Genomic DNA, 17,121 nt, shown 5'->3' with positions numbered 1-17,121 from the left:
GTTTCAGGAGCCGGATTGTAGACCGGACTTTTTTTGGGTGTATTTCCCTGACGTCAGTTTTGCAGCCCGCCCGATCGACCTGCCGGAGGGCAAGCCTCAGGGGCCGGCGTCGGCGCTCTGAGTCTCTCGGACCGACGGGCGCCGGACGATGCCGCTGACGACATAGGCCGCCGCGCCCAGCGCCGTGATCCAGAAGCTCGTCGGCCAGTCGGTCAGGAAGGCGAGCGTCAGGCTGATCCAGGCGATGATCACGGCAAGCGCGATGGACGTCAGCACGCCGGCTCCGACGCCGCTGGTAAGCCTGAGCGCGGTGGCTGCAGGCGCCACCATCAGCGCGAAGACGAGCAGCACGCCGACGATCTGCACCGCCTCGGACGTGGCGACGGCGACCAGCACCATGAACAGGGTCGAGACAAGAGTGAGCGGCACGCCGCGCGCTTCGGCGAGTTCCGGCTGCAGGCTGGCGAACAGCAGCGGGCGCGCGATCAGCACAAGAGCTGCGAGGATCGCCACTGCCAGGACCGCAAGCACGATGACGGTGCGCAGGCTGATGCCCAGCACATTACCGAACAGCACGTTGGTCGCCTGGGAGGCGAAGGCGGTGTAGAAATGCAGAAACAGCAAGCCCAGGCCGAGCGACAGCGTCAAAACGATGCCAATGGCGACGTCGCGATGCGCGCGCTCCCCCAGCAGGCCGATGCCGATGCCGGCGGCGACGGTAAACACCGTGAGGCCGAGAAACGGCGACAGCCCGATCAGACCGGCCCCGGTGGCACCGGGAAAGCCGACATGGGAGAGCGCATGGCCGGCGAAGGTCTGGCCCCGGAGCACGAGGAAATAGCCGACCGCGCCCGAAACGATGCCGACAATGGTGCAGGCATAGAAGGCGTTGCGCATGAATTCATAGTCAAAGATCGTGGACATGCGCCCCGCTCTCCAGTTCGACATCGTCGGCCATGACGAAGATGCGGCCGGCAACCCGCACCACATTGATATGCGTGCCATAGAGTTTCGACAGCACCGGACCGCTGATGACCTCGTCGACGGAACCGATCGCCGCCTTGCGGTTGCCGAGATAGAGCACGCGGTCGACGGCGCGCAGCAGCGGGTTGATCTCGTGCGAGCAGAACAGCACGGCAATGCCGAGCCGCTCGCCGATGTCGTGCACCAGGTCGATGATCGCGCGCTGATGGCCCGCATCGAGGCTGATCAGCGGCTCGTCGAGCAAAAGCAGTTGCGGATTGCCGATCAACGATTGCGCAATCAGGATGCGCTGGCGCTCGCCACCGGAAAGCTCGCCCAAGGGACGGCGCGCGAGGCTGCCGGCGCCCACCTCTTCAAGTGCCTTCCACGCCGCCTCCTTCTCGGCAGCCGATGCGACGGGCCAGCCCCAGCGATGCCCGCCGGCGGCACTCAGCACGAAGTCGAGGCCGCTGACGCCGACATCGCCAAGCGCGCGCCGCGCCTGCGGCATATAGCCGATGTCGGCGTTGCCGCGCGTCGGCGATTTGCCAAGCACCGAAATGGCGCCGCCGGCCGGTTTGATCAGGCCGAGAATGGCGCGCAGCATCGTCGTCTTGCCGGCGCCATTGGCGCCGAGCAGGCCGACAAAGGCGCCTTGCGGTAGAGAAAAGGAGACGTCGGATAAAACCCGGCGTCCCCCATAGGTCAGCGTGACCTTGTCGAATTCGATTGCGTTCATTTAGTCACATTCATTCGCAGTCACATTCATTGTGTGCGGGCGGCGAGCGCCTTCTGGACCGCGTCGATCTGGCCGCGGAACCAGGTCTGGATCGTCTGGCCCGCCGGTTCCGTCTCGGTGACGCCGATGACAGTGACCTTATTCTGCCTGGCGATGTCGAGCAGCCTTGTCGTTGCCTCGTCGGTCACCTGCGAATTGTAGAACAGGATCTTGGCCGAGCCGTCCTTCAGGCTGTTTTCGAACGCCGCCACCTGCGTGGCGCTCGGCTCCGCATCGTTCATCAAAGCCACCTGGAAATCGTAGTTCAGCATTTTCAGGCCGAGCGCTTCCGCCATGTAGCCGAAGACCGGCTCGGTAGCCGTCACCTCGGTGCCGGCATAGGTGTTCTTGACGTCGGCGATTTCCTTGTCAATGGCCTCGAGCGAGGTCTGGAATGCCTTGAGATTGGCCTCGTAATGCGCTGCATTGGCCGGATCGCGTTTGGCAAGATCGGCGCTCAGCGCCTTGGCGATGGCCGGCAGCGTCGCCGGGTCGTACCACAGATGCGGGTTGTCGCCCGACTTCTTGCCGATCAGGTCGGCGGCGACGATGGTCGTGCGATCCTTGGCTGTCGAGGCCGACAGCAGCTTGTCCATCCACGGATCGTAGTCGGCGCCGTTATAGATGACGATCTTGGCGTCGGCGATGGTGCGCGCCGTCGACGGGCTGGTCTCGAACAGATGCGGATCGTCATCGGGATTGGCCAGGATGCTGGTGACGGCGACGTTGCTGCCGCCGATCTGGCGGGCAAGGTCGCCATAGAAATTCTCGGCCGCCACGATGGTCAGCTTGTCTTCGGCGCGGGCAGCCGTGCCGGTCAAAAGCGGCACCGCGACGAGCAGCGCGGCGAGAAAGGGAATGCGACGCATCCGTGGTCTCCTTGCAGTCTGAAATGTATGTCGCCGGAGAGGCGGGCTGTGTAACTGTATAACAGTAACAATATAACGTTTGCGTCGAAAACACGGCTGATGTCAATGGGCTTTTCGAGCCGCGCAGTTTTTCACGCGCACAAAAGCGTGAGCGGCCTGCGCCGACCAGGCGGAGCCACTCATGCCTGTCGGCTATATGCGAAAGGGCAGGCGATCGCCGGCACCGCGAGGCCGCCGCGAGCACACCGGTCGTGGCGGTATCCTGATGAATTCGCGGCGGGTAAGTTCCTTGCTTGCTGCCGTCAGTTTTGCGGACGCCTTCCCTCCCACGCGTCCTGCAACAGGGCGCGGATTGCGGCGCGGTCGAAAGGCCGCGGATTCCAGTATGGGTTCCTGGTCGCAATCTCAGCGGCGCGGTCGAGATCGGCCTGCATGAGGCCAAGTTCTTTCAATGTAAGGGGCGCGCCGACCGCCTTGGCGAAATCGTGGAGACCGCCGCCCGCACTGCCGCCAAACAAGTCGGCGACCGGCTTCAACAAATCGGGCACCGCGACGGCGTTGAAGCCGATCGTGTGCGGCAACATCACCGCATGGGTCTCGGCATGCGGCATGTCGAAAGAGCCGCCCAGCGTGTGACAGATCTTGTGATGCAGCGCCATGCCGACGGCGCCGAGCACCGTACCGCACAGCCAGGCGCCGTAAAGCGCATCGCTGCGTGCATCGATATTTCCAGGCTCCTTGGTCAACACCGGCAGCGCCGCCGTCATGGCGCGCAATCCTTCTTTCGCCATCAGGGTGGAAATCGGATGGCGATCCTGCGCGTAAAGCGCTTCGGCCGCGTGCGCCACGGCGTTGAGTCCTGACGCGACGCTCATCGCTATCGGCAGGCCGACGGTCAGCTCTGGATCGTAGATCACCACTTCCGGCAGGATCCTTGCGTCACGCATTGTGGTTTTTTCGCCGTTCTCGGTCTGACCGAGGATCGGCGTCACCTCCGAGCCGGCATAGGTGGTGGGGATGACGATCTGCGGCAGGTCGGTGCGCCAGGCGATCGCCTTGCCGAGACCGGTGGTAGAGCCGCCGCCAAGCGCAACAACGCAGTCAGCCTTGACCTCGGTCGCCTTGGCCATTGCCGTTTGGGTTACCTCGACCGGCGTGTGCATGGCGGCGCCCGAAAAGGTGCCGGCCGCCAGCGCGCCGAGGGACTTGGCAAGCGCCTCGCCGTCGGCAGCCCGATGCGGCGTCGACAGCACCAGCGCGCGGTTGCAGCCGAGCTTTTCGATCCAGGTGCCCACCTCGGACGACGCGCCATTGCCGAAGACAATATGCCCAGGGCTGCCGGAATAGGTGAACGTCCTTGTCATGCCGCTCCGCTCCCTTTGCATACTATCATTGTGACGGAGCCGAAATCGAGCGACCAGCTCTCGCTGCCGACGACATCGTTTGCGTCGTCACCGTCTCGCAAGCGGGGCCTGATCTCTCCCGCGTACTCGCAAACGTATCGCCTTGACCACAAAAACGTCAAAAAAGTATCAGTGAGGTGGACACACCGTGGTGGCGGCTGCATGAATTGCCGCCTAAGCTTCGATCACTGCAGAGAGCGGCAAACGCGGCCTGCGGGAGAGGGCACTGCAACTGGTCGCACGACCGGACCGGCGCCGGGAGGAACTGACATGAATCCGGACTTGGAAGTCGTCCAGATCAGACGCGGCGAGTCGTTCAAGGCCTGGGCCCACGGCTACCCCTTCCATACCGTGCGCTGGCACTTCCATCCCGAATACGAAATCCATCACGTCGTCGCCACCACGGGCCATTATTTCGTCGGTGACTTCATCGGCGAGTTCGAGCCCGGCAATCTCGTGCTCACCGGACCCAATCTGCCGCACAACTGGGTCAGCGACGTGCCGGCAGGCGCCAGCGTGCCGCTGCGCGGCCGCGTCGTGCAGTTCTCGCAAGAGTTCATTGCCGACGCCACCGCCGCGTTGCCGGAACTTGCCGGTTGTGAAAACATTCTCGAGCTCAGCCGCCGCGGCGCGCTGTTCTCCACCGCTACCGCCAAGCTCGCCGCACCTGTGCTGGCCGAACTGGTCGAAGCGCAAGGCGTTCGCCGCATCGCTTTGTTCATGGAACTGATCGATATTCTGAGCCGCGCCGCCGATGTGCGGACGCTCACCAGCGCCAGCTATCTGCCGGATCCCTCAGGCTTCATGTCGGCCGGCGTCAACAAGGCGCTTGCCTATATCAACGCCAACCTGACCGAGCCGTTCAGCGAAAGCGATCTGGCGGCGATCGCCGGCCGCAGCCCGAGCGCGTTTTCGCGCAGCTTCCGCCGCCATACCGGCATGGCGCTGGTGCAGTATGTCAACCGGTTGCGCATCAACCTCGCCTGCCAACTGCTGATGAGCGAGGCCGACATGCCGATCACCGAGATCTGCTATGCCGCCGGCTACAACAACATCTCGAATTTCAACCGCCAGTTCCTGACCCAGAAAGGCATGTCGCCTTCGCGCTTCAGGGCCCTGCTGGCGGAAAACATCAGCGCGGAGATTGCCGCCTAACAGGGAGGACCGGGAGGAGCCTAGACGTTTACTGAGGTAAGAACGCGGGGTGCGTTGGAGGCGCCCCGTGCTGGAGATCGCTTGTCCCGAAATCCAGGGATATCAAGGGGATGCGCAGCACGGATCAAGTGCTCCGTTGTTCCTCGCAACAGCCGACTGCAGTCAAGGCCCGGCGCCATGTGGTGTCCAGGGCTTCATGAAACCATTCCTTGAAACGGAGCTATCAAAATGACCAGATTTGCCTGGAAATCGACGGGAGCCATTGCGCTCACTCTGTCTCTTCTTGGCGGCACCGCTGCCTTTGCCGCCCCGGTTACCGACGCCACGGTCGCCTTCTTGATGCCCGACCAGGCCTCGACGCGCTACGAGCAGCACGACTATCCCGGCTTCGTCGCCGAGATGAAAAAACTCTGCCCCGGCTGCAAGGTGATCTACCAGAACGCCGATGCCGACGCCTCGCGCCAGCAGCAGCAGTTCAACTCGGTAATCTCGCAGGGCGCCAAGGCGATCGTGCTCGACCCTGTCGACTCGACCGCCGCCGCCTCGCTGGTCAAGCTGGCGCAGAGCCAGGGCGTCAAGGTCATCGCCTATGATCGCCCGATCCCGACCGCACCTGCCGACTTCTACGTCTCGTTCAACAATGAAGGCATCGGCAAGGCCATTGCCGACTCGCTCGTCGAACACCTCAAGGCGCTGAAGGTCGACCCGGCCAGCGGCGGCCTGCTGCAGATCAACGGATCGCCGACCGACGCGGCCGCAGGGCTGATCAAGAAGGGCATCCATTCCAGCCTCGACAACAGCGGCTACAAGATCCTTGCCGAATACGACACGCCGGAATGGGCGCCGCCGAAGGCGCAGCAATGGGCAAGCGGCCAGATCACCCGCTTCTCCACGCAGATCGTCGGCGTCGTTGCGGCCAATGACGGCACCGGTGGTGGCGCCATCGCCGCTTTCAAGGCCGCCGGTGTCGATCCGGTGCCGCCGGTGACCGGCAACGACGCGACGATCGCCGCCCTGCAGCTGATCATCGCCGGCGATCAGTACAACACCATCTCCAAGCCGAGCGAGATCGTTGCGGCGGCTGCCGCCAACGTCGCCGTCCAGCTTCTGTCGGGCGAGACGCCGAAGGCCGAAATGACCCTCTACGACACTCCTTCGCAGCTGTTCACGCCGGCGGTGGTGACGCAGGAAAACCTAAAGGCCGAGATCATCGACAAGAAGATCAACACCGCCGAAGAGCTTTGCGTCGACCGCTACGCCGAAGGTTGCAAGAAGCTCGGCATTACAAAGTGACAATGCAGGTCGCCCAAAAGTGCGCAGCGGTTTTGGGATAACGACATGCATAAAAGGATGACCTAGAATCCTGATCCTGCTTTCCGGCCGCCCTTGCGGTGGCCGGAAGTTCGCAGTCACTCTTGACCGCCCATCCGGAAAGGTTTGCCACCATGTCTGACATCTCTGACGGACCGGTTTCGGCAGGCGAGCTGGTGCTCAGCCTGCGCGGCATCTCGAAGAATTTCGGCGCCGTTTCGGCGCTCACCGATATCGATCTCGATGTCCATGCCGGCGAGGTGGTGGCGCTGGTCGGCGACAATGGCGCCGGCAAGTCGACGCTGGTCAAGATTCTGGCCGGCGTCCACCAGCCGAGCTCGGGCACCATCAATTTCCGCGGCAGGCAAGTGACGATGCCCGACCCGAGCGCCGCGCTGACGCTCGGCATCGCCACCGTCTTCCAGGATCTCGCACTGTGCGAAAACCTCGACGTCGTCGCCAACATCTTTCTCGGCAAGGAGATCAACCCGCTGCGGCTGGACGAGGTGGCGATGGAAATTCGCGCCTGGACGCTGCTCAACGAATTGTCGGCGCGTATTCCAAGCGTCCGCGAGGCGGTCGCCTCGCTGTCCGGCGGCCAGCGCCAGACCGTGGCGATCGCCCGCTCGCTGCTGCTCGACCCCAAGGTCATCCTGCTCGACGAGCCGACCGCCGCTCTTGGCGTCGCCCAGACGGCGGAAGTGCTGAACCTCATCGACCGGGTGCGCGAGCGTGGGCTCGGCGTGCTGATGATCAGTCACAATATGGAGGACGTGCGCGCCGTCGCCGACCGCATAGTCGTGCTCAGGCTCGGCCGCAACAACGGCGTCTTCGAACCCGACGCCTCGAACCAGGAACTGGTCAGCGCCATCACCGGCGCCGCCAACAATGCAGTGTCGCGCCGCGCCGAACGGCGCAAGGCCGCCGAACAAGCGAACAATCAGGAGCAGCGGCCATGAGCGCGGAGCCCAAGCAGGACACCTCCTCGTCGACGGCCCTCGACCGCAGCGACGTGCGCGTCAAGCACCAGGCCGGCGTTGGTGGCGCCATCAGCGCCTTCTTCGACCGCGTCCGCTCCGGCGACCTCGGCTCGTTGCCGGTCATCGTCGGCCTGGTCATCATCTGGAGCGTGTTCACCGCCCTCAATCCGGTCTTCGTCTCGTCGAGCAATCTGGTCAATCTCCTGTTCGACTGCTCGACCGTCGGCGTCATCGCGCTCGGCATCGTCTGCGTGCTGATGGTCGGTGAGATCGACCTGTCGGTCGGCTCGATCAGCGGCTTTGCCTCGGCCATGGTAGGCACGCTGTGGGTCAACCAGGGCTGGCCGGTGGCGCTCGCCATCCTCGCCGCAATTGCCGTCGGCGGTTTCATCGGCGCGCTCTATGCCTTGCTGTTCAACCGGCTCGGCATGCCAAGCTTCGTCTCGACGCTCGCCGGCCTGCTCGCCGTGCTCGGCCTGCAGCTGTATATTCTGGGCTCCACCGGCTCGATCAATCTGCCCTATGGCTCGAACCTGGTGAATTTCGGCCAGTTGCTGGTCATGCCGGACTGGCTGTCCTATGCACTGGCGGCATTGCCCGGCATCGTCATGCTGATCAGCGGCCTGCGCACCGTCAGCCGCCGCCGGGCCGTCAATTTGTCGGCGCCATCTGTCGGCGGCCTCATCGTGCGCGTCGCCGCCCTGACCATCCTGCTCGAACTGATCGTCGGCTATCTCAACCAGGCGCGCGGCATACCGTGGATGTTCGGCCTGTTCGTCGGCCTGGTGGTGGCGATGAACTATGCGCTGACCCGCACCCAATGGGGCCGCTCGATGACCGCCGTCGGCGGCAACCGCGAAGCGGCGCGCCGCGCCGGCATCAAGGTGCGCTCGATCTACCTCAGCGCCTTCGTCATGTGCTCGATGTTCGCCGCCCTCGGCGGCGTGCTGTCGGCGGCGCGGCTGGCCTCTGCCAGCCAGCAGGCCGGCACCGGCGACGTCAACCTCAACGCCATTGCGGCGGCGGTCATAGGCGGCACCAGCCTGTTTGGCGGCCGTGGCAGCGCCTATTCCGCGCTGCTCGGGATCATCGTCATCCAGTCGATCGCCAGCGGGCTGACCTTGCTCGATCTGTCATCGTCGCTTCGCTACATGATCACCGGCGCCGTTCTGGCAATTGCGGTCATCGTCGACTCCCTGGCACGCCGCTCGCGGGTTTCCCACGGCCGCGCCTGAACGCAACCGCAATCGATACGAGGATAGAATGGCTCAGGATTTGAGTGGAAAGGTCGCGGCGATCACCGGCGCCGCGTCGGGCATAGGCCTGGAATGCGCGAGAGCGCTGATTGCCGCCGGCGTTCGCGTTGTGCTCGTCGACCGCGCCGCCGACGCGCTGAAAAGCGTCTGCACCGAACTCGGTCCCAACGCGATCCCGCTGGTGATCGATCTGATGGAGCCGGCCAGCGTCGCGACGATGATGCCGCAAATCCTGGACAAGGCCGGCCAGCTCGATATCTTCCACGCCAATGCCGGCGCCTATGTCGGAGGCCCGGTGCTCGAAGGCGACCCCGATGTGTGGGACCGCATGCTGAACCTCAACATCAACGCGGTGTTCCGTTCCATACACGCCGTGCTTCCGCATATGGTCGAACGAAAGACCGGCGACATCATCGTGACGTCCTCGATCGCCGGACTGGTGCCGGTGGTCTGGGAGCCGATCTACACCGCCTCCAAGCATGCCGTGCAGGCCTTCGTCCACACGGTGCGCCGGCAGGTCGCCCCGCACGGCCTGCGCCTCGGCGCGGTGCAGCCGGGGCCGGTGGTGACAGCGCTGATCAGCGACTGGCCGAAGGACAAGCTTGAGGATGAACTGGCCAAGGGCGGCCTGATTCAACCGGTCGAGGTCGCCGAAGCCGTGCTGTTCATGCTGACTAGGCCGAGAAATGTCACTATCCGGGATCTGGTGATCCTGCCGCAGAGCAATGATTTGTGAGGCAGTAGGCATTAGGCAGTAGGGAATGGGGAGAGGCTCTTGCAACTGGCCGTTCACTGCCGACCATCTCGCCTACTCCCTACTCCCTACTCCCTACTCCCTACTGCCTACTGCCTAACTTCTGAGGTTTCCCATGTCCCACTTCCTCGGCATCGACGTCGGCACTGGCAGTGCCAGGGCGGGGGTGTTCGACAGCAAGGGCACCATGCTTGCCTCGGCGAAGCGCGACATCGCTCTGTTCATCGAGCCCGGCGAAATCGCCGAACAGTCGAGCGAGGACATCTGGCGTGCGGTTTGCGCCAGCGTGCGCGAGGCGGTGACCAAGTCGGGGCTCGCTGGGCGCGACATTGCCGGCATCGGCTTCGACGCCACCTGTTCGCTGGTCGTGGTCGGCAAGGACGGCGCGCCGTTGCAGGTCGGCAGTTCCGGCGACAGTCAGCGCAACATCATCGTCTGGATGGATCACCGCGCGCTCGACCAGGCGCAGCGCATCAATGCCGGCAAGCACGCCGTGCTCGACTATGTCGGCGGCACCATCTCGCCGGAAATGGAAACGCCGAAGCTGCTGTGGCTGCGCGAGAACCTGCCCGCCACCTTCGATGCGGCCGAGCATTTCTTCGACCTGACGGACTATCTGACCTGGCGCTCAACCGGCAGCCTGGCGCGCTCGATCTGCACGCTGACCTGCAAATGGACCTATCTCGGTCATGAGCGGCGCTGGGACGATGCCTATTTCCGTGCCATCGGCCTCGGCGCGCTCGCCGATGAAGGCTTTGCCCGCATCGGCACCGAAATCGTCGAAGGCGGCACGGCACTTGCCCAAGGCCTGACTGAGGCCGCCGCGGCCGATCTCGGCCTGCTGCCGGGAACGCCGGTTGCGGCCGGCCTGATCGATGCCCATGCCGGCGGCGTCGGCACGGTTGGCGGGCAGGGCTCGGTCGGCACCTTGCAGTCGCGCATGGCCTATGTGTTCGGCACTTCGGCCTGCACCATGGCCAGCACCAGCGAGCCGGCCTTCGTGCCCGGCGTCTGGGGCCCGTATTTTTCCTCGATGGTGCCGGGGCTTTGGCTCAATGAAGGCGGGCAATCGGCGGCGGGTGCTGCAATCGACCACCTCGTCGCTTTCCATCCGGCCACGGCTGAGGCATCCGCAAAAGCCAAGGCGGAAGGTCTCGGCCTGACCGCTTGGCTTGGTCAGCAGGCGGCGAAGCAGTCCGCCGACCTGTCCGCCGTAGCGCACCTGGCCGATGGACTGCATGTCGTGCCGGAATTCCTCGGCAACCGCTCGCCCTTCGCCGATCCTGAGTCCAAGGCCTTGATCGCCGGGCTTGGCACGGACACGTCCCTCGACAGTCTGGTCGCGCTCTATGTCGCCGGCCTGCTGGGCATCGGCTACGGCGTGCGCCAGATCCTTGCGGCGATGGCCAACAAAGGCATTGCCATCGACACCATCGTCGTCAGCGGCGGTGCCGCGCAAAGCGCGCTGGTACGTCAGCTTTTGGCCGACACCACAGGCCTGACCGTCGCCGGTTCGACCTCGCCCGAACCGGTGCTGCTCGGCTCGTCCATATTGGCGGCGGTGGCGGCGCAAAAATATCCCGATGTGATCGCGGCGATGACCGGCATGTCGCGCATCGGCGACATCTATCGCCCGGCCGGCGGCGATCTGGTGCCTTGGCACGACAAGCGCTTCGCCGCCTTCGAACTGTTGCAGCAGGCGGGCCGCGCGATCCGCGATTGAGCGGCTTCGCTCACGTCCAGAAATAGCGGACGATGTGGAAGAACACCGGCGCGGCGAAGACCAAGCTGTCGGCGCGGTCCATCATGCCGCCATGGCCTTCGATGAGGTGGCCCCAGTCCTTGACCCCCTGGTCGCGCTTGATCGCCGACGCCACCAGCCCGCCGAGGAACCCCATCAGGCAGGCAATGAAGGCGACGCCTGCCGCCGCCAGCGGCGAGAACGGCGTCAGGAACGACAAGAGCGCACCGAGCAGGCTCGATGCCACCAGCCCGCCGACCAGCCCCTCCCAGGTCTTTGACGGCGAGACGGAAGGCGACAGAAGGTGCCGGCCGAACAGCTTGCCGAAGATGTATTGCAGCACATCGCTGCCTTGCACGGTGATGATCAGGAAGGCGATCAGCAGGAGGTTGCGGCCCTCGAAACCGGGCACGTTGAGGGTCAGCAGCGCCGGCACATGGCTGACGCAGTAGACCGAGATCATGACCGCCCATTGCTGCGCGGACACGCGCTCGAGGAAGCGCTCGGTGTCGCCGTTGAGCGCGGTGACCGCCGGCATCAAGAGGAAGCAGTAGACGGGGATGAAAATGGTGAAGAGCCCGTACCAGGCGGTCCACACCAGCCAGTACTGGAAGGGAATGATGATGCCGAACATGCCGAGCAGCACCCAGTGGTCGCTGCGCCGGCTGTGCGTCAGCGTCACGAACTCGCGCAGCGCGGCAAACGAGATCAGCGCAAACAGGATGGTCATGCCGGTGCGGCCGAAGAAGAAGGCGACGGTGATCGCCAGCACCATCACCCACCAGGCGTTGATGCGCTGGTTCAAGTTGACGAGCGTCGAGGGCAACGGCTTCGGCGCCCGCCACGACAGGATGCCGGCAATGACGCTCGCCGTGGTCAGCACGCAGACAAGGCCGACCAGCAGGATGACGGTTTCATGCATCGGTGGAAGCGTGAGTGGCATCAGTCGTCTCGATCCGGACGCGGGTTGAGCGACAGCAGCGTCTGGCGCGCGCGCTCGAGGAAGGTGCGGCGTTCTTCGCCGGGCGCGATCGCCACCGGCGGACCAAAGACGACGCGGCACAGAAGCGGCACCGGCAGGAACTGGCCCTTGGGCAGCACGCGCGACATGTTCTCGATCCAGCACGGGATGAGTTCGACATCGGGCCGCGCGATCGACAGATTGTAGAGGCCGGAGCGGAACGGCAGCAGATCCGCCTCCGTCGTGTTGCGAGTGCCTTCGGGAAACAGGATCAGCGAGTGGCCGTCGTCGAGCACCGACAGCATGATCGAGATCGGGTGTTGCGTTTCGTCGGTCCACTGCCGGTGGATGAGCACGGACGACAGCATGTCCTGCGCGATGAAGCGGCGCAGCCGCGACTTGCCCCAATATTCGGCCGCCGCGATCGCATGGGTGCGGGCGCGCACCTTCTCGCTCAGACAAGCCGACAGCAGGATGAAATCACCATGGCTGGCATGGTTGGCGAAGTAGATGCGCTGCCGCTCCGACGGCTGGCTGCCGTTCCAGATTGGTCTGACGCCGGTTACCACCCAGGCCGCCGCCGACAGGCCGACCGACGTCACCGTCTGCAGCAAGGTGAAGGTGTTGGCGCGCAGGTGAAGTTTTGTCATGGCTCAAACAAATGCTGCGAAAAGGGATGCCGCAGCAAACATGGCGAGCGCCATGCGCTGCCTTGTCAGCAGGCGGCGCGTGCCTGCCATGCGATGGTCGAGCGAGCGGCCGCCGGCAGTGGTGGATTTCAGGCGCATGCGCGCCAGCACATCGTCGACCACGGCACCCCCGGCGGCCTCGCTGGCGTGGCTTGCCATCAGCCGGAACAGCAGCGCATCGAACAAAAGCAAGGCCGAAAGAGTCAGCGTGGCCACGGCGCTCGCCGCCGCGACCAGCCAGGCCGCCGCGGACAGCGCTGTCGTCTGCGGTCCGGCCACCAGGCCGATGACCGGCGCTGCCATCACAGCCGCGACCACCAGCAGGATCGGCCACACCGCCTGCACCATCAGTCCGGCGGCGAATATTTCGGCGTTCTCGGGAAAATTCTCGCCACTCATGCCGGCCAACTCATGTCGGTTCTTCCAGCCCCGGTTCTTCCAGCCCGATCTGAAGATGCACGGGCCGGCCCAATGCGGCGAGTTTCCTGCGCGCCTGCGCGGCAGTGTGCGAGCGTCCGGTCACAACCAGCCAGTCGGCGACGACGGCTGCACTGCGCTGGAAGCCGAGCGCGCAGCAGACCAGGACGGTGCCGCGCCGGCGCGCCAGCTCGATCGCCGCCACCGCTCGCTCCAGCCGGTCATGCGGCGGCTCCACGAGGTCAAGCATGGCATAGCTGATCCAGCGGCAGGTCGTGCCGCGCGGCCGTTTCAGCTCGCCGGCAAGATCGATCACGGTGCCGAAGCGGTTGGCCTCGTCTGCGCTCGGAAACCGGCCGAAGAAAACGCCATCGGTGATCTCCGCTTGCGGCGCCAATCGGCGGGTCCATACCCACACATTGATCCGGGCGCCGAGCCGGTAGGGCAGGAGCAGGATGCGGCTGGCCAGTGAGACGCTGCCGTCGGCCGCCTTCTGGAACACTTTGGCGCCGGCCCCGGCATAGGCGAAGGCGACGATGGCCAGCGCCAATGCCGGCCACAACAGGATGAGAAAATCGGCGAAGACAAACGCGCCGCCGGCAGCGCCGGCCAAGGCAAAGGCGGCGCCCAGCGCGTAGTACCCCGCCAGCCGCCGCGCCTTGGGGTCGGCAGTCAGCCGAAAACCCCAGAATGGCAGCTCGCCCTTGGACGGAAGCAGCCACAGCGCAAATAGGCCGAGCAGGGCGCCGGTCGGAATGTCGATGAAATGATGCTGCCAGGTCGTCAGCACCGAGGCGCCGATGAGAAAACACCAGACGTGCCAGACCGGGCGGAGAATGCCGCCGAGACGGTGACGTGCCAGAACGTGACGCCAATGGTCCCAGATGATCACCAGCAGCGCGATGTGCAGGGATGGCGCCTGGTTGAACGGCTTGTCGAAACCACCGAGCACCGCAAACAGAAAACCCGGCAGGCCGGTGGTTTCCGGCCGCACGAAGGTCGCCGTCAGCGGGAACGCGATGAAGCAGGCGACGGCAATGATCTGCGCCGAGAGATAACGGCCGGCGAGCCGGTCGACACCGCGCCTGGTCGTGTTGAGCAGCAACGATAGGCCGTAGAACAGATTGATCGACCAATAGGGCACGATCGTACAGGCGACGAACGGAACCGCGTGCTCCCAAGCGTAGACGATGCTGCCGACATGGTCGCGCCGCGATGCCAGCCAGTTGGCAAAGCCATAGGTCGAATAGAAGAATGGCGCCAGCAGCGCCAGCCAAAGGGCGGCCCTCAGCACGATACCCAAATTGTGTTCCCGAGCCGGGGCAAGGTCAGTCGCAGGTGCGGCCATGGTCTCAGACGCGCCGTGCGACCGAAACGGTGAAGATGCCCCATTGGTCGATGCGCTGGTCGATCTTCTCGAAACCGGCAGCCGTCACCAACTGGTCCATTTCGCCCTGCGTGCGCCGCCGCATCACCCAGGCCTGGCCGCCGCGATGCGAGGTCAGGCTGCGCGCGATCATCTCCAGTTGCGGATGCCACGGCTGGTTGGTGTAGACGAGCAGGCTGCCGGACTGCATGGCGCTGGCCAGCCCGCCGAGCGAACGGGAAATCAGCGCATTGTCGGCGAACAGTTCGTAGAGCCCGGAGACGATGGCGAGGTCCGGCGCCGGGGTCAACCCAGCCAGCATGTCGGCATCGAATGCGTCGGCCTGGTGGAGGCTGACGCTGGTAGGCAGACGCCGGTCGGCGATCAGCTTCGAACCCAGTCCGACATTGAGCTCGGAATAATCCTGCAGCCGCACGCTTGCTGGCGGTTCAGTGCATTTGGCAACGGCATCGAGCACATAGCGGCCGTGACCGGCGGCGATGTCGAGCATGTGGACGGGACGGCCGGCTGCCTTCAGGCTGGCGGCGGCGTTGCCGATCAGCTCTTCCAGATGCAGCTTGCGCTGGCGGATGCCGCGCCAGCCGATGGCGTCGAGGAAGGTGCGGTCGATCATGCGGCCGATGAAGCCGGTGCCGCGCGCGTCGTTCTCGTAGACATAGTCGAGCGTCGAGCCGGAATCGAAGCCGGTGGCCATGCCGATCTTCATGCCCGAAGACAGCCAGGCGCCCATGCGGATCGAGGCGCGACTCATCGCCCAGAAAATACCGTTGGGCGACAGCAGCGTCAGCGGCGAGGCCAGCCTCTCGGCCTCGTCGCGGGTGTAGCCGGCGCGGTCGGCCTGAAGCAAGTCGATGGTTTTCTCCGGCGTGGCAAATTGCTTTTCGAGGAATGGCCGGATCAGGTCCAGCGCCTGCTTGCGATCGCGCTCGCCCAGCGTGTCGTGGAAGAAGCCGGGCAGCACATGCCGCTCCTTGGCGCTGCTGCCGAGATTGACGAAGAACTCGTGCTGCGGTCCATGCCGCACCACCCAATCGCTGCCGGAGATCAAGAGCTGCGTCGGCACGGTGATGGCGCGCGCGTCCGAGACGATGCGGGCAGCGTGGTCGTAAAGCTCGACCAGGATGTTGGAGGCGATCGGTCGCGTGATCAGCGGATCGGCGTCGAAGGAAGCGATGCGCTCGGCATCATGCGTGAGGAACTTCGCCTTGACGTAGGAATTGACGAAGAAGCGGCCCTTGAGCTTCTGCCACAGCGCAATGCCCTCTTTGGCGACGGGCACGTAGAGCTTGACCGAAAAGGCCGGTGAAGCCACCACCAGCGCGCGGATGTCGGGCGCATAGTCATGCACCCAGGCAGCGGCCAGCACGGCGCCGAAGGACTGCGCGATCAGCGCGATGTCGCGCTGGCCAAAACCATCCCGGCCGATCTCGCGCACCAAGCAGTCGATGTCGCGCACCAGGGCGGCAAAGGATGGCGCATAGCCGCGCTCGCCGGCCGAGCGGCCATTGCCGCGCGCGTCCCAGGCGTAGAAGGCATGGTCGGGCATGGCGAGTTCGTCGACCAGATGCGCCATGCGGCCGCCATGCTCGTGGCCGCGATGGAACAGAAGGATCGCACCCTTTGGCGTCGACCCGGCGGCCGGCCAGTAGCGGTAGAAGATCTCGGTGCCGTCATGGCTCTTGAACGTGCGCTCCTGCGCGATGCGCTCGAGGCTTGCCGGTGCTCCGGCTGCAATGGTCTGGTGGATCATGGTTTCCCTCTGGCGGTCGGGTGCCTGACGCTTTGGCATCATGCGCCGCCCGCTCTAAGGCCGCCGCGTATCCGGTTGATGGCGGTTACGACTGACAGTGTAGCCATGACCGGAAACACAAATGGCACAATCGCTTGGAACCACAGGCCGCAGGCGATGAGGAAGGCGATGACGCCGAGCACCAGGGCTCGGTCGCTCTTGCCGAACGGCCCGGCATAGTTGCGCCCGCTGCCTGCGGCAACGCCAAGCACGCCGGCGAACTCGACCAGCATGGCGGTAATAGCGAAGGCGACGACACCCCAGGCCGGGAACAAGGTGGCAAAGGCCAGGATCAGCGCCAGGTCCGAGACGACGTCGCAGAGTTCGTTGAGATACATGCCGAGTTTTGATGCTTGTCGATGTTCCCTGGCCAGCATCCCATCAACGGCGTTGAGCGCCATGCGCACGAACAGCACCACCGGCATCAACAGGAACACCAGGAGATGGAAGGCAAAGGCAGTGACCACCAGGCCTGTGGCGATGGACAGTGCTGCGGCGAGAAGCGTGATCTGGTTGGCGGTGACGCCGGCATCGGCCAGCCGGTCGGCCAGCGGCCGCAGCCTGGCCTGAAAGGCCGGTTTCAGTTGATAAAGCGTTGGCATGTGCGATCCCCCCAACCGCGGCTCATGACAGTGTCGGCGAGATTGGTCAATCGGTAGGCAGGGCGC

The 17,121-nt window shown here is 64.7% G+C and carries 16 protein-coding genes; 6 read left to right on the top strand and 10 right to left on the bottom strand.

Features of this window, described 5'->3' with window-relative positions; translation table 11 throughout:
- Window positions 1-96: 96 nt before the first annotated feature.
- The 4 genes from ACYG9Y_RS16255 to ACYG9Y_RS16240 form a co-directional block, all read right to left on the bottom strand.
- Window positions 97-924 (bottom strand): metal ABC transporter permease, encoded by an 828-nt coding sequence (locus tag ACYG9Y_RS16255; protein WP_023740094.1) that lies wholly within the window; start codon window positions 922-924, stop codon window positions 97-99.
- Complete coding sequence (locus ACYG9Y_RS16250) at window positions 908-1,702, bottom strand: metal ABC transporter ATP-binding protein (RefSeq protein ID WP_023735454.1); 795 nt, start codon at window positions 1,700-1,702, stop codon at window positions 908-910. Before ACYG9Y_RS16250 ends, ACYG9Y_RS16255 begins: the two co-directional genes overlap by 17 nt.
- A 26-nt stretch (window positions 1,703-1,728) precedes the next feature.
- Window positions 1,729-2,610 carry a metal ABC transporter solute-binding protein, Zn/Mn family gene (locus tag ACYG9Y_RS16245; protein ID WP_023740093.1) on the bottom strand — a complete coding sequence of 294 codons (882 nt, stop codon included), beginning with the start codon at window positions 2,608-2,610 and terminating at the stop codon, window positions 1,729-1,731.
- Between the two features lie 302 nt (window positions 2,611-2,912).
- Window positions 2,913-3,974, bottom strand: coding sequence for a maleylacetate reductase (locus ACYG9Y_RS16240; RefSeq protein ID WP_023747844.1), 1,062 nt, complete (start codon window positions 3,972-3,974; stop codon window positions 2,913-2,915).
- A gap of 309 nt (window positions 3,975-4,283) precedes the next feature.
- On the opposite strand from ACYG9Y_RS16240, the gene ACYG9Y_RS16235 reads away from it, so the two are divergent.
- The 6 genes from ACYG9Y_RS16235 to ACYG9Y_RS16210 all read left to right on the top strand — a co-directional run bounded on the left by ACYG9Y_RS16235 (window position 4,284) and on the right by ACYG9Y_RS16210 (window position 11,192).
- The gene (locus ACYG9Y_RS16235; protein ID WP_023672497.1) at window positions 4,284-5,168 is read left to right on the top strand and encodes an AraC family transcriptional regulator; all 885 of its coding nucleotides are present in this window, start codon (window positions 4,284-4,286) and stop codon (window positions 5,166-5,168) included.
- A 228-nt stretch (window positions 5,169-5,396) separates the two neighbouring features.
- Window positions 5,397-6,461, top strand: coding sequence for an ABC transporter substrate-binding protein (locus ACYG9Y_RS16230; protein ID WP_023672498.1), 1,065 nt, complete (start codon window positions 5,397-5,399; stop codon window positions 6,459-6,461).
- A gap of 152 nt (window positions 6,462-6,613) precedes the next feature.
- Window positions 6,614-7,438 carry an ATP-binding cassette domain-containing protein gene (locus ACYG9Y_RS16225; protein ID WP_023715131.1) on the top strand — a complete coding sequence of 275 codons (825 nt, stop codon included), beginning with the start codon at window positions 6,614-6,616 and terminating at the stop codon, window positions 7,436-7,438.
- Window positions 7,435-8,694 (top strand): sugar ABC transporter permease, encoded by a 1,260-nt coding sequence (locus ACYG9Y_RS16220; protein ID WP_023672500.1) that lies wholly within the window; start codon window positions 7,435-7,437, stop codon window positions 8,692-8,694. Before ACYG9Y_RS16225 ends, ACYG9Y_RS16220 begins: the two co-directional genes overlap by 4 nt.
- 28 nt (window positions 8,695-8,722) lie before the next feature.
- On the top strand, window positions 8,723-9,451 hold the full coding sequence (locus ACYG9Y_RS16215) for an SDR family oxidoreductase (protein WP_023735452.1): 729 nt from the start codon (window positions 8,723-8,725) through the stop codon (window positions 9,449-9,451).
- A 133-nt stretch (window positions 9,452-9,584) separates the two neighbouring features.
- The gene (locus tag ACYG9Y_RS16210) at window positions 9,585-11,192 is read left to right on the top strand and encodes an FGGY-family carbohydrate kinase (protein WP_023740091.1); all 1,608 of its coding nucleotides are present in this window, start codon (window positions 9,585-9,587) and stop codon (window positions 11,190-11,192) included.
- 10 nt (window positions 11,193-11,202) lie between these two features.
- Here the strand turns inward: ACYG9Y_RS16210 and ACYG9Y_RS16205 are convergent, their stop codons facing one another.
- The 6 genes from ACYG9Y_RS16205 to ACYG9Y_RS16180 are packed head-to-tail and all read right to left on the bottom strand — an operon-like array spanning window position 11,203 to window position 17,055.
- Window positions 11,203-12,132: a phosphatidate cytidylyltransferase gene (locus ACYG9Y_RS16205; RefSeq protein WP_023735450.1), complete on the bottom strand. Its 930-nt coding sequence runs from the start codon at window positions 12,130-12,132 to the stop codon at window positions 11,203-11,205.
- Window positions 12,133-12,152: 20 nt separating this feature from the next.
- The gene (locus ACYG9Y_RS16200; RefSeq protein ID WP_023740090.1) at window positions 12,153-12,821 is read right to left on the bottom strand and encodes a lysophospholipid acyltransferase family protein; all 669 of its coding nucleotides are present in this window, start codon (window positions 12,819-12,821) and stop codon (window positions 12,153-12,155) included.
- A 3-nt stretch (window positions 12,822-12,824) separates the two neighbouring features.
- Complete coding sequence (locus tag ACYG9Y_RS16195; protein WP_023747842.1) at window positions 12,825-13,259, bottom strand: hypothetical protein; 435 nt, start codon at window positions 13,257-13,259, stop codon at window positions 12,825-12,827.
- A 10-nt stretch (window positions 13,260-13,269) separates the two neighbouring features.
- Entirely contained in the window at window positions 13,270-14,625 is a 1,356-nt protein-coding gene (locus tag ACYG9Y_RS16190; RefSeq protein ID WP_050593164.1) for a phosphatase PAP2/dual specificity phosphatase family protein, read from the bottom strand.
- Window positions 14,626-14,629: 4 nt separating this feature from the next.
- Complete coding sequence (locus tag ACYG9Y_RS16185) at window positions 14,630-16,411, bottom strand: bifunctional alpha/beta hydrolase/class I SAM-dependent methyltransferase (protein ID WP_031253605.1); 1,782 nt, start codon at window positions 16,409-16,411, stop codon at window positions 14,630-14,632.
- 41 nt (window positions 16,412-16,452) lie between these two features.
- Window positions 16,453-17,055: a CDP-alcohol phosphatidyltransferase family protein gene (locus tag ACYG9Y_RS16180; protein WP_023740086.1), complete on the bottom strand. Its 603-nt coding sequence runs from the start codon at window positions 17,053-17,055 to the stop codon at window positions 16,453-16,455.
- Window positions 17,056-17,121 lie beyond the last annotated feature (66 nt).

This window comes from Mesorhizobium sp. W050 (assembly GCF_054719535.1).
The sequence above is the reverse complement of the archived record's forward strand: the minus strand, read 5'-3'. Positions and strand labels throughout refer to the sequence as shown.

Excerpts from the sequence above, each read along its gene's own strand:
- ACYG9Y_RS16255 (WP_023740094.1), bottom strand. The coding sequence starts at position 924 with ATGTCCACGATCTTTGACTATGAATTCATGCGCAACGCCTTCTATGCC.
- ACYG9Y_RS16250 (WP_023735454.1), bottom strand. The coding sequence starts at position 1,702 with ATGAACGCAATCGAATTCGACAAGGTCACGCTGACCTATGGGGGACGC.
- ACYG9Y_RS16245 (WP_023740093.1), bottom strand. The coding sequence starts at position 2,610 with ATGCGTCGCATTCCCTTTCTCGCCGCGCTGCTCGTCGCGGTGCCGCTT.
- ACYG9Y_RS16240 (WP_023747844.1), bottom strand. The coding sequence starts at position 3,974 with ATGACAAGGACGTTCACCTATTCCGGCAGCCCTGGGCATATTGTCTTC.
- ACYG9Y_RS16235 (WP_023672497.1), top strand. The coding sequence starts at position 4,284 with ATGAATCCGGACTTGGAAGTCGTCCAGATCAGACGCGGCGAGTCGTTC.
- ACYG9Y_RS16230 (WP_023672498.1), top strand. The coding sequence starts at position 5,397 with ATGACCAGATTTGCCTGGAAATCGACGGGAGCCATTGCGCTCACTCTG.
- ACYG9Y_RS16225 (WP_023715131.1), top strand. The coding sequence starts at position 6,614 with ATGTCTGACATCTCTGACGGACCGGTTTCGGCAGGCGAGCTGGTGCTC.
- ACYG9Y_RS16220 (WP_023672500.1), top strand. The coding sequence starts at position 7,435 with ATGAGCGCGGAGCCCAAGCAGGACACCTCCTCGTCGACGGCCCTCGAC.
- ACYG9Y_RS16215 (WP_023735452.1), top strand. The coding sequence starts at position 8,723 with ATGGCTCAGGATTTGAGTGGAAAGGTCGCGGCGATCACCGGCGCCGCG.
- ACYG9Y_RS16210 (WP_023740091.1), top strand. The coding sequence starts at position 9,585 with ATGTCCCACTTCCTCGGCATCGACGTCGGCACTGGCAGTGCCAGGGCG.
- ACYG9Y_RS16205 (WP_023735450.1), bottom strand. The coding sequence starts at position 12,132 with ATGCATGAAACCGTCATCCTGCTGGTCGGCCTTGTCTGCGTGCTGACC.
- ACYG9Y_RS16200 (WP_023740090.1), bottom strand. The coding sequence starts at position 12,821 with ATGACAAAACTTCACCTGCGCGCCAACACCTTCACCTTGCTGCAGACG.
- ACYG9Y_RS16195 (WP_023747842.1), bottom strand. The coding sequence starts at position 13,259 with ATGAGTGGCGAGAATTTTCCCGAGAACGCCGAAATATTCGCCGCCGGA.
- ACYG9Y_RS16190 (WP_050593164.1), bottom strand. The coding sequence starts at position 14,625 with ATGGCCGCACCTGCGACTGACCTTGCCCCGGCTCGGGAACACAATTTG.
- ACYG9Y_RS16180 (WP_023740086.1), bottom strand. The coding sequence starts at position 17,055 with ATGCCAACGCTTTATCAACTGAAACCGGCCTTTCAGGCCAGGCTGCGG.